At 66.2% G+C, this 11621-nt stretch carries 9 protein-coding genes and 1 pseudogene; 4 read left to right on the forward strand and 6 right to left on the reverse strand.

Annotation, left to right across the window (positions count from 1 at the left end):
* The first annotated feature begins 69 nt into the window (after positions 1-69).
* Positions 70-1038, forward strand: coding sequence for a glycosyltransferase family 9 protein (locus QNO00_RS10495; protein WP_284024468.1), 969 nt, complete (start codon positions 70-72; stop codon positions 1036-1038).
* Here the strand turns inward: QNO00_RS10495 and QNO00_RS10500 are convergent.
* The 5 genes from QNO00_RS10500 to QNO00_RS10520 form a co-directional block, all read right to left on the reverse strand.
* A complete protein-coding gene (locus tag QNO00_RS10500; RefSeq protein ID WP_284024469.1) occupies positions 1035-1886 on the reverse strand; it encodes a sigma-70 family RNA polymerase sigma factor in 852 nt (283 codons plus the stop codon). The two genes, QNO00_RS10495 and QNO00_RS10500, sit on opposite strands and share 4 nt — an antisense overlap.
* 197 nt (positions 1887-2083) lie before the next feature.
* The gene (locus tag QNO00_RS10505) at positions 2084-2557 is read right to left on the reverse strand and encodes a hypothetical protein (RefSeq protein ID WP_284024470.1); all 474 of its coding nucleotides are present in this window, start codon (positions 2555-2557) and stop codon (positions 2084-2086) included.
* Between the two features lie 100 nt (positions 2558-2657).
* Positions 2658-3377 carry a hypothetical protein gene (locus QNO00_RS10510; RefSeq protein ID WP_284024471.1) on the reverse strand — a complete coding sequence of 240 codons (720 nt, stop codon included), beginning with the start codon at positions 3375-3377 and terminating at the stop codon, positions 2658-2660.
* Between the two features lie 96 nt (positions 3378-3473).
* Positions 3474-6017 carry an LPXTG cell wall anchor domain-containing protein gene (locus QNO00_RS10515; protein WP_284024472.1) on the reverse strand — a complete coding sequence of 848 codons (2544 nt, stop codon included), beginning with the start codon at positions 6015-6017 and terminating at the stop codon, positions 3474-3476.
* Between the two features lie 299 nt (positions 6018-6316).
* Entirely contained in the window at positions 6317-6862 is a 546-nt protein-coding gene (locus QNO00_RS10520) for a CGNR zinc finger domain-containing protein (RefSeq protein ID WP_229966418.1), read from the reverse strand.
* 107 nt (positions 6863-6969) lie between these two features.
* Here QNO00_RS10520 and QNO00_RS10525 point away from each other — a divergent pair, with 107 nt between their 5' ends.
* Positions 6970-7968: an EamA family transporter gene (locus QNO00_RS10525; protein WP_284024473.1), complete on the forward strand. Its 999-nt coding sequence runs from the start codon at positions 6970-6972 to the stop codon at positions 7966-7968.
* A 15-nt stretch (positions 7969-7983) separates the two neighbouring features.
* Here the strand turns inward: QNO00_RS10525 and QNO00_RS10530 are convergent, their stop codons facing one another.
* Positions 7984-9552 (reverse strand): long-chain-fatty-acid--CoA ligase, encoded by a 1569-nt coding sequence (locus QNO00_RS10530; protein ID WP_284024474.1) that lies wholly within the window; start codon positions 9550-9552, stop codon positions 7984-7986.
* A gap of 243 nt (positions 9553-9795) precedes the next feature.
* On the opposite strand from QNO00_RS10530, the gene QNO00_RS10535 reads away from it, so the two are divergent.
* On the forward strand, positions 9796-11298 hold the full coding sequence (locus QNO00_RS10535) for a SulP family inorganic anion transporter (RefSeq protein ID WP_284024475.1): 1503 nt from the start codon (positions 9796-9798) through the stop codon (positions 11296-11298).
* 130 nt (positions 11299-11428) lie between these two features.
* Positions 11429-11611, forward strand: a pseudogene (locus tag QNO00_RS10540) (methylated-DNA--[protein]-cysteine S-methyltransferase); the annotation flags it as partial.
* Positions 11612-11621: the final 10 nt, after the last annotated feature.

An 11621-nucleotide genomic window follows, 5' to 3' on the forward strand; every position in this document is an offset into this window, starting at 1 on the left:
ACGCCTCTCTGGCAGGATGAGGACCACTCGTTCCGCCGCAGCGGACGGCTCGGCGGCGGAGGGACTGGAATGAAACGCACCGGCAACAGCGAACAGCCTGAGCTCCTGGCCCTGCGGGCCCTGAAACTGGGGGACCTGCTGGTGGCGGTTCCGGCCCTGCGGGCTCTGCGCCGGGCGTTTCCGGACCATCGCATCTCCTATGCGGCGCAGGAATGGCTGGCTCCGGTGGTGGCACTGGTGGGCAGCGTGGATGGGCTCCTGCCGCTGCACGGGCTGGATGTTCCCATTCCGCTGGAGCCCGGGCGCATTGACGTGGCGGTGAACCTGCACGGCAGCGGTCCGGAAAGCACCGGAAGGCTGGAGGCTCTGGCCCCGCGCCGGCTGCTCGGGCACGCCGGACCGGGACTGGCGGGTCCGAAGTGGCGGGACGGTCTCCATGAACGGGAGCGCTGGGCGGGCCTGATGAGCTGGCACGGGATTCCGGCCGATCCGCTGGACTATCTCCTGCTGCCGCCGCGGTCTGCCAGCCCGGCACCGGGTGCGGCGGTCATTCATGTGGGGGCGGCGTACGGCAGCCGTCTTTGGCCGGTGGAACGCTTCGCCGCAGTTGCCGCCGAACTTCACCGCACCGGCCGGGAGATCCTGTTCACCGGGAGCCGGAGTGAACGCCCCCGGGCGCTCGCGGCAGCGGAGCTGGCCGGGCTCCGGCAAAGTGCCGTCGTCGCCGGGGAACTGGGACTGGATGAGTTTGCGGCCGCCGTCGCCGCGGCGTCGCTGGTGGTGTCCGCCGATACCGGGGCCGCCCATCTGGCCTCGGCCTATGCCCGGCCGTCGGTGGTGATTTTCGGTCCGGCACCCGTCGCGGAATGGGGCCCGCCCCCGGGTCCGCACATCGCCCTGACCGACGAGACGCAGCGGGTGGGGGACACCTTCGCCGCCGAGCCGGATCCCGCGCTGCTGGCGGTGACCGTGCAGGATGTGCTGGCGGCTGCCGAAAAACTGGAGATCCTCCAGGCCGGGGGCGGCGCCCGGACTTAGGCGCTTGCGCTTTCCGCAGCCGGACCGGCCCCCGCAGCCGGACCGGCCCCCGCAGCCGGACCGGCCCCCGCGCCGGAACCGGGCACCCGGCCTGCCGACCCCGCGCCCGGGCTGCCGAGGATTTCGTGCTGAAGTTTGACCAGGATTTTGGCCAGCTTGCGCGAGACCTGCATTTGGGTCATGCCCAGGCGCTCGCCGATGACGTGCTGCGGCTCCTCGTGAAAGTAGCGGCGGAAGAGCAGGTCCTTTTCGCTGTCCTCCAGCTTCCGGAGAGCCAATGCCAACACCGCCAGGTTTTCTGCCTGTTCCAGCCTGCTGTCGATGCTTCCGTGGATGTCAGCGAGATAGCCGCCTTCAAAGGGGGCATCGAGGGAGTCGGGCTGGAGGCTGCTCTGGCAGTTCAGTGCCTCCGCCACCATCTTTTCGTCCTGTCCCAGCTCCTGCGCCAACTCCGGCAGGGACGGTTCGCGCACCAGCCGCTGGACCAGGGACGGATAGACCTTCGCGATGGTGGTGCGCAGGTCCTGCACTTCCCGCGGCGGGCGCACCATCCACGACTGGTCCCGCAGATAGCGCTTGATCTCGCCGTGCATGGTGGGAATGGCAAACGCCGGAAAATGATGTCCCACGGCGGGATCGAACCGTTTCACTGCCTTGATGAGTCCGATGTAGGCCACTTGCCGGAGGTCGGCCCGGTCGCGTCCCGGTCCGCTGTAGGCGCCGGCCACGCTGTCCGCCAGGTTGCGGTGCCGGAGGACGAGCTCGTTGTGGAGGGCCTGCTGCAGGTCGCCGCACGCGCTGCGGGCTTCGGCAAAGTGGATGAGGGCATCGGACTCAGGAGGCGTCATGGGCAGCTCTTCAGTAGTGACTGCTTGGCCCCCTGCTGGACCGCTACCTCAGGAAAACAGAAGCACCTTTGCTTTTCAAGAGCGTTATAGGGGAATGTGAAAAAGGGACTTTACTTCTCGCTGGAGCAGAAGGTATACGGCGCTTCTCCGGTCCGATGGGCAAGCAACCCCCCGGAACTAGCGCCGCCCGGAAGATCCTAGCGCCGCGGCTTGCGGGGCTTGGGCTTTGAGGCCTTGCGCAACTGCGCAGGTTCCGGCCGTGCACCCTCGGCAGACGCGGCGTCCCGCGGATCCAGGTTGTCGGGATCGTCCATCATCCGGCCCAATCCCGCCAGCTGGTCTGCTGCGGCATCGTCCGGTTCTGCCGGTGCCGGCGGCGGTGCCGCTGCCGGCGACGGCACCGCCGACTCGGGCACCGGGCGGGCGGGCAGGGCCCGGCCGCCGCGTTTCACTACCAGGACAGCGGTGCTGCCGATGACTGCGATGCCGGAAGCCAGTATCAGCATGAGCATGGCGTAAAACCACAAGAGCGTGAAATGAGGCGGTATGGACACCGGCGGGGTGAGGATCCCCGTGAGGCAAACGAGCCAGAAGGCGGCGCAGCAGCCGATGATGATCCAGGCGGTCCGGGTTGGAAGGGAATACAGGAGTCTCTGCAGCTTCTGTTCCATGTGGGGGTCCTGGGAAGAGGCCGGAATGCCGTTTGCTCGACGCCCTCCAGTCTAGGCAGCCGTCCATCGGCCAGACAGCCCTTGACCGCTCGACACCCTTCTAGGGGGCGTTTGTGGCGAACGGCGTGGCCGGGCCGCTGGACTCCTCCACAATGATTTTGACTGGTCCGGCAGGACTCTGCTCGGCCACGGCATTGGCCAGCGGCTGGACCTGTTCAGCCGGAACACGGACGGTGATGCTGCCGGTTCGCCCGCTCGTCCCCAGCCAGTGCAGCTGGACGGATGGAGCGGCGTCCGTGGCGAGCCATGCCTTAAAGGCGTCAGCGGCCTCGCGCAGCTGCTGCTCGGTGAACTCGGTGCGGGAGGGAAGGGCTCCGGCACCGTAGACGAGTGCCTCTGCTTCCGGTGTGGTGACTGCGACGTGGAGCTGGTTGTCCTCGATCCACGCATCGGAATAGGCGGTGCCCAGCTCGGTCTTGAGCCGGGCATGAAGCTGCAGAAGGTCTGTCATTCGGTCCTCCGCTAAGGTTGCTGGATCCGGGTCCGAGGGTGTTGCGGCGACGGTCTCCGGGGGCTCGTTGCCGGGGGGTCCGATGACGTCGCCGGAGGCACTGCTCGACGCTGCCGGCGCCGGCGACTCGGTGGAGGCCGAGGGAGCAGTGTCCTTCGACTGCGGGTCCGGCCCGCAGCCGCTGAGGACCAGCAGGGCGGCCGTGGCCAGGGCAAGGACCGGAGGCGTGGCGCGGTGCGCGAAGGTCGGGGGCCGGAAAGAGAAGTGTGGTGAAGCGGCACGGCCGGTTGGTCGGAGTTGCGGGGACATGGAGCCTCCTGGAATCGATCCAATATGCACGTAATACCAAAGCGGGCCCCGGCACAAGGCCGGGACCCGCTTTGGTGTTGTCACGCTAGTTGCAGATTATGCATCCTGCAGCTGGCGGCGGCGGTTGATCAGCAGGGCGCTGATTCCACCGGCGGTGAGCAGAAGACCTGCTCCGGCGAACAGACCCATGCCGGCAGCACCGGTGTCGGGCAGGCCGTCACCGTTGTTGTCCGGGGCAGGGGCCGGGGGTACAACGGGCGGAGCCGCCTCTTCAACGACTACCTCGGTAACCGTGAAGGTGACCTCAGCGGGTGCGGAGGTCGCGCCCTCCAAGGTCTGTACGGCCGAGACCGTGTAGCTGCCCGGAACCAGGACCGGGAAGCCCGTGACCTTCCAGTCGCCGTTGTCGCCCACGGTTGCGGAAAGGGTGTTCTCGCCGATGGTGACGTCCACCTTGGCGCCGGCTGTGCCGGTACCGGAGATATCTGCCGGGTTCTCGCCTTCAGCGAAGTCCTGCCCCTCGGTGATCGAGGTGATGGCGGCCTTCTCGAGGATGACCGAGAACTTTGAGGTTGTCTCGGGGGACTTCGCCTTGTTGGCGACGCCGTCCTGAGTAGCGGTCACAGAGTACTCACCGTAGGTGAGTGCCTCGTTCAGCTTCCATTCCCACTTTCCCTTGGCTCCAACCGTAACGGTGGCTTCGACGGCAGCAAAGCTGTTTGCGGTCTCTTCGTCATCGCGGACGTCGGTGCCAGTGAGCTTTACGGTGACCTCGGCACCTTCGGTGCCTGTACCACTGATCGTGTCTACTGAATCGACAATGGCTGTTCCGTTGGCCGGGTTCGTGATGGCAGGGGCGGCCAGCGGGGCCTCCTCGACGGTGAGCTCGTAGGAAACAGCCTTGGACTTGTTGAAGCCGTTGATCGCCTGAACCTTGAATTCCAGCGTTCCGCCTTCGGGAACGGTGGACGGAGCGGGGAAGCTCCACTTGCCCTCGGCAACCGGCAGGTCAACGGTCGCACCGTCGCGGGTGAGCTTGACGGAAGTGCCGGTGGTGGTTCCGCTGATGGTTTCCTCCGTGAGGACGGTGCCCTTGTTCTCGTGCGAGGTCAGGTTAGGAGCGTCAACGAAGACGGCAACAGAGTAGCCGCCCAGGTAGTTGTTAAGACCGTCGACCAGGGAAGTGGATGACAGGCGCTCTACGCCCTCGCGGACGACGCCGGCGCTGGTGATGCCCATGGCATTGGAACCGGAGATGACGGATCCGCCGGAATCACCCGGTGCAGCGTTCACCTCAAGAGTGGATTCGAATCCCAGGACGCCGCGAATGTCATCAGCACCGTTGTGACCCACGACGTAGAACTCGCCAAGGCCGGTGACCTCGCCGCAGCTCCAGCCGGTGGTGCGGCCCGACTTGCAGACCGGGGCGCCGTTGACTGCTTCCACGGTTCCGGTGATCGTCACGGTGTCTGCAGTAAGATCCGAGGCGTTTTTCCACTGAGTGGTTTCGGGCAACAGATCCAGCTCGCCGTTGATGTCGTCGATGGCGGCGATGTCGGTGCCAATGTTTCCGCCGGTCACAGGGTCAGCGATAGGCGAGTTGCCCTTTCCGCCAAACTGCGAGAAGCCGAAGGTGCCGAGATGTGATCCGAGGCTGGGCTGAGTTCCGCCGTTTGCCTCGTCGTTTACCGGGTCCGTCAGGTCGGCTTCTTTAAGGTTGCCGTCGTCGTTGCAGTGGCCTGCAGTGATGACTGCGGGCTTGCCGGTCGGGTCAAAGCCGTTGAAGCCGACGGAGCAAAGGAACGCTCCATCAATGGCGTAGCCCTGCCCGTTCACGACTTCCTCAAGCGGTGTGGCCGGTCCCGAGGAATCGGAAATTGTGACGTTGGAATATCGCTCAGCGAAGGCGTCGGCCGGAGTACCGGCTACCTCGGCCATGCTCCGGGCAAGGACCGAGTCGTCGACGATGGCGGACTTGTCCACGCTGATGACGTAGCCGTCGGCGGTCAGCAGGATGGACTGCAGGCCCTGCACGCCAACGCTGGAGATGTAGTCGGACCGGATTTTGGAAATTTCGGCACGGTAATCGCCCGAGAGGCTGATCTTGGCGGCAGGCTCTTCGGCGGCTTCGGTGGCCTCGGCGGCGGGTTCTTCAGCGGCTTCGGTGGCCTCGGCTGCCGGAGCCTCGGCTGTTTCCTCAGCGGGGGCCTCCGTGGCCTCAGCCTCGTCGGTGACTTCTCCGGCGGGAGCCACCAGGGTGGCGTCCAGCTCAAGGGCCAAGGCTTCAAGGGCCTCACCGGAACCGGTGATGACAATCTTGTTGTCCTCGATGGCAACGCTCACGAAGCCTTCGGCGGCCTGGAGCTCGGGAAGGGCATCAGCGGCCTTCTGACCGAGCTCGCCGGCGGCCTCAAACTCTTCGACCGTCATACCCAGGTCGCGGAGGAGGGCTTCTGCCAGGCCGGGAGGAAGCGTTCCGGCTTCTTCGGAAACTTCAGCCCCGTCGTTGACGGCTTCTTCCGGGGCGGTTTCCTCGGTGACAGCTTCGTCAACGGTGGTTTCACTGGCCGGCGCCTCTGTGACGGTGGTGACGGGAGCATCGGTGGACGTGGTATCCGGCTCTCCTGTGGGTGAAGCCATGGCCGGGGAAGCAATGAATGCTCCGCTCACCGCCAGTGCTGTTGCGGCGCCTAAGGCGCCAACGCGTTTGTAAAACGCGCTCGAGTTGTCCTGCATTGAAACCCCCATTTATGTACTGGCACAGACCCCATCCCCGCATCGGGCACAGGAGTAGTACCTGGCCAAGAGAAAATGCGAAGTCGAGACTGAGTGGAATGGCCGTCCGCCCAGAGGGCAGACGAAGCTCAACCAGAGCATAGCGGCAGGTGAGGAATCTAACAAGAGGCCTTACTAGTTTTCATGAGCCAGTTCCGGATTTGTTACGCCAAACCCAGCTGCCGGTTCCGGTAGGAGCGGACATGTTCCCTGTTCCCGCAGTTGCCGGTGTCGCAGTAGCGCTTGGACCGGTTCCGTGTCAGGTCCAGCAGGACCGCTGAACAGTCCGGTGCGGCGCACCGCCCCAGCCGGTCCAGCTCGCCGGCACGGAGGGCGTCCGCCAGCGCCATGGCGGCCTCGGTGGCCATCCGGTCTTCCAGCGGAGCCGCCGGTGAGGTGCAGTGCAGGTGCCAGCCCCAGCTGTCGTGGCGCACCACCTGGGGCAGGGCCCGCGCGTTTCGCAGCAACTGATTGACGCCGGAAGCCAGCGTGTTTTCGTCAGCCGTCCAGAGTTGCAGCAAACGGCTGCGCAAGTGGCGGACCGCCCTCAGCTCGCCGACCGTGTGGGTGCGGGAGCCGCTGAATCCCTGTCCGGCAAGAAACTCGTCAAGGTCCCCGGGAGTTCGCAACGTGTCCGGGCTGTCAACGCCCGTGTTGATCAGTGCAGCCACCGTCTGCAGTGCAACTGCTGTGTCATCTGTAAAAGCCATGTTGCCCCTGACATATATTGCGTGGTCTTCCCAGTGTAAGGTGCTACAGCCCATAATGGTCATGACAGGTCCCGCCGGGACAGCCAGACTGTATGCCAGGAGGTCCCGTGACCCGCTTCATGCCGACCCGTTTCCGAACCCTCAACAGCTTTCACCGCACGGGTCCGGACACCAGCGCGGCGTTGGCCGTGGCTCTGCTGTCTTCGGCGGTTTTCGGGCTGTCCGGCTCCTTTGCCAAGTCCCTGCTGGAAACGGGATGGACGTCCACCACCGCCGTCGCCGTGCGGATGGGCGGTGCTGCCCTGGTGCTGCTGATTCCCGCCATGGTCACGCTGCGCGGCCGCTGGCATCAGGTGCTCGACAACTGGAAAACAATCGTCGCCTTCGGCTTTATTGGAGTCGCCGGATGCCAGTTCTTCTTCTTTAATGCGGTGGAACGCCTGTCCGTTGGTGTGGCGCTGCTGCTGGAGTTTCTGGCCCCGGTGCTCATGGTGCTGTGGATTTGGGCCGCCACCCGGCGCCGGCCCGGGCTGAAAACCGTCGGCGGAGCGCTGGCCGCGATCGCTGGCCTGGTGCTTGTCCTGGACATCACCGGCGACGTCCGGGTTGACCCCATCGGTGTCCTGTGGGGGTTGGCCGCGGCGGTGTGCCTGGCGATCTACTTCTTTATCACCGCCAAGCAGAATGATTCGCTGCCGCCGCTGGTGCTGGCCACCGGCGGCATGTTCGTGGGGGCAGCCACGATGCTGCTGCTCGGTCTCACCGGGGTGCTGCCCACCGGTTTTGCAACCGACGACGTCGTCCTGGCCGGCCGGACCCTGTCCTGGTGGGTGCCGCTGGCCGGACTCGTGCTGTTCTCCACGGTGCTGGCCTACGTCACCGGGATCGTCGCGGCCCGGACACTGGGCTCCCGGGTTGCCTCCTTCGTATCGCTGACCGAGGTGCTCTTTGCGGTCCTCTGGGCGTGGCTGCTCCTGGCGGAGCTGCCACGCCCGGTCCAGCTGTTCGGCGGGGCGCTCATCGTGCTGGGTGTGGTGCTGGTGCGCGCGGACCAGCGTGCCGGCCTGCCCGGCGAGGCCCCGGAGCAGCCCGAACCGTTCGCTTAGCCCAAGACCCCCGGACTAGCCCTGCGGCTCGACCTGCTCCACCGGAGGGGCAGTTACCGGATCCGCCGCGGCAGCATCCACGCGGATTTCCCGCTTGAGGATCTTTCCCGTCGGCCCCTTGGGCAGGGCATCGGTCAGCAGGATCCGGCGCGGATACTTGTAAGCGGCCAGCCGCTCCTTGGCGAAGTCCCGGATCTCGCCCAGCAGGGCCTCCCGGGCCGCGGCGTCCGCGGGCTGCATGTCCTCCTTCAGTCCCACCACGGCCACGATTTCCTGGCCCTGGAGGTCATCGGCCACCCCGATGACCGCCGCCTCGGCAACGGCCGGATGCTCGTACAGCACTTCTTCGACCTCGCGCGGATAGACGTTGTAGCCGCCGCGCAGGATCACATCCTTCTTCCGGTCCACGATGTAGAGGTTGCCGTCGTCGTCGGACCTGCCCAGGTCGCCGGTGCGGAACCAGCCGTCCGGAATAGCCGCCTGCGTCGCTTCGGGATTGTGCCAGTACTCCTTCATCACCCCGGTGCCGCGCACGGCCAGCTCGCCTACATCACCCACCGGCACGTCCTTGCCGTCCGGATCCACAACGCGCACCTGCATGCCCTCCACCGGCTTGCCGATCGATCCGGCCCGGCGGTCCGGGCCCGGCAGGTTGAACGAAACCACGGGGGAGGTTTCGGACAGGCCGTAGCCCTCCAGCAGCTGGGTGCCGAAAACGCGCTCAAACTCATGCAGCACCTCCAGCGGCATCGCCGAGCCCCCGGTGATCGCGCCGCGCAGAGTGGACACGTCGGTGGTCGCCAGGTTCGGATGGCGCAGCATGCCCACGTACATGGTGGGCACGCCTTCGAAGATGGTCACGCCGTCGCGCTCGATGATTTCCAGGGCCTTGCCTGCGTCAAAGCGCGGCAGCAGGCTGATGGAGGCTCCGGCCATCACCGCCGAATTGAGTGCCGAGGTCTGGCCGAACACGTGGAAGAACGGCAGCCCGCCGAAGATCACGTCGGATTCCACCGTGTGCAGCAGGTTCCGGGAGATATCCGCGTTGCTGCGCAGGTTGTTGTGGGTCAGCGCTGCGCCCTTGGGCCGTCCGGTGGTGCCGGAGGTGTAGAGGATGACGGCGACATCCTCGCCGTCGACCTCGCGCACCTCGGTCAGCGGATCCGCTTCGGCCAGCAACTGCAGGAATCCACCGGAATCCACCGGGATGACCGGCACGCCGCCGGCCTCCTCGGCGCCGGCCAGGGCTTCGGACACGACGCCCTCCCAGGCGAACACCAGCCGTGACCCCGAATCGGAGAGGTGATACGCCACCTCGCGGCCCTTCAGCAGCGGATTCATCGGCACCACCACTGCGCCGTAGCGCAGCACACCGTAGTACACGAAGGCCATCTGCGGAATGTTGGGCATGATCAGCGCCACCCGGTCGCCCGGGACGATGCCGCGGTCCGCGAGAACACCGGCCACCTTGGCGCTCATGGCGTCGAGAGCCGCGTAGGGAATGATGGCGTCGTCGAGCTTGAGGACGGTCCGGTTCGGAACCCGGGCCGCAGCAGCGGTAAGGATGCCGGCAAGATTTTGCATGAAGATCTCCTTTGATCAGGCAGCAGACAATAAGCAGACAGTGCGGTAACCGGCGGCGGCACGGCACACGACACCCGTCACATACCGCGCGGTATGCGGCAGTCTAGCGCCGGCAACCCGGCTGTGGGCGGGAACGCGGTACTTTTTTGCCGCGGGTACTCTGGAATTGGATCCGACGGAGCTTCGGCCGGTTCCGGCCGGCGCCGCGGTCCGTCCCATAGCCGTTGCTTGTAAGGAACTCCCATGCCCTCCTCCGCGGCACCCGCCCTCACGCCGGCCGCCCGGCAGTCGGTGCTGACCACCCTGAAGTCTCCGCGCCTGCTCAAGACCGAGGCCCTTGCCGGTCTGGTCGTGGCGCTGGCACTGATCCCCGAAGCCATCGCCTTCTCAGTCATTGCCGGCGTTGATCCGCGCGTGGGACTCTTCGCGTCCTTCACGATGGCCGTCACCATCTCCTTCGTGGGCGGACGCCCGGCGATGATCTCCGCCGCCACCGGCGCCGTCGCCCTGGTCATCGCCCCGGTGGTGGCTGAACACGGCGCCCAATACCTGGTGCCGACGGTGATCCTGGCGGGCCTCTTCCAGATCCTGCTGGCGGGAGCCGGCGTCGCGAAGCTGATGCGCTTCATTCCACGCTCGGTCATGGTCGGTTTCGTGAACGCCCTGGCCATCCTGGTCTTTTCCTCCCAGGTGCCGGAGCTGCTGGGTGTGCCCTGGCTGGTGTATCCGATCACCGCCGTCGGCCTGGCCATCGTTTTCGGCCTGCCGAAGCTGACGACGGCGGTGCCCGCGTCGCTGGTGGCCATCGTGGTGCTCACCGCCGCGACCATCCTGCTGGCCTGGGACGTGCCGACGGTGGGGGACAAGGGCGATCTGCCCGCCTCCCTGCCGTCCCTGCTGTTCCCCGACATTCCGCTGACCCTGGACACCCTGAAGATCATTGCCCCGTATGCGGTGGCGATGGCGTTTGTGGGCCTGCTGGAATCCCTGCTGACCGCCAAGCTCGTGGATGACATCACCGATACCCGCTCCTCAAAGGTCCGCGAGTCCTGGGGCCAGGGCGTGGCCAACATCATCACCGGGTTCTTCGGCGGCATGGGCGGCTGCGCCGTCGTCGGGCAGACCATGATGAATGTGAAGGCCTCCGGCGCCCGCACCCGGATCTCCACCTTCCTGGCCGGGGTGTTCCTGCTGCTGCTGGTGGTGGTGCTTGGCGATGTGGTGGCGCTGATTCCGATGGCCGCGCTGGTGGCCGTGATGATCTACGTGTCCGTGGCGACCTTCGACTGGCACAGCATCCGGCCGGCCACACTGAAGCGGATGCCCAAATCCGAGACCGCGGTCATGGCCATCACCATTGCCGTGGTGGTCCTGACCTCCAACCTGGCGATCGGCGTCGCAGCGGGCGTGCTGGCGGCGATGGTGCTCTTCGCCCGCCGGGTGGCGCACTTCGTCACGGTTCAGCGCACGGTGGACGACGACGGCACCGCCGTCACCTATACGGTGCAGGGCGAGCTGTTCTTCGCCTCCTCCAATGACCTCTACACCCAGTTCGACTACGCACTGGACCCCGAACGCGTGCTGATTGACATGAGCGGCTCCCATGTCTGGGACGCCTCCACCGTGGCGGCGCTGGATTCAATCACCGAGAAATACCGCACACACGGCAAGACGGCGCGGATTACCGGCCTGAACGATTCCTCCGAAAGCATCCGCTCCCGGCTCAGCGGGCAACTGGGCGGCTGATCGGGTTACGCTCGGGTCTGTGACTGCCGTGCATGCCGTAGTGTCCCCGCCGATCGCCCCTTACCCTGGTGGCCGACGGCGGTGCCCTCACCGCGGTCTACATGCAGAACCACAAACGCGCTCCGGCAGCCGAGCTGCTCGGTGCGCGGGTGGAGCCTCGGCCAACGGCCGCAAGCCGGCCTCCATCATCATTCCCTGCCACCGGGTGATTGGAGCGGCCGGAGCTCTCACCGGATACGCCGGGGGACTGGACCGCAAGCAGTTCCTGCTCGGCCTGGAGGATCCGCGCCGGGTGCAGGCAACCCTGTTCTGAGCAGGTTCCG

It is taken from the genome of Arthrobacter sp. zg-Y1219, assembly GCF_030125545.1.
GTDB lineage: Bacteria > Actinomycetota > Actinomycetes > Actinomycetales > Micrococcaceae > Arthrobacter_B.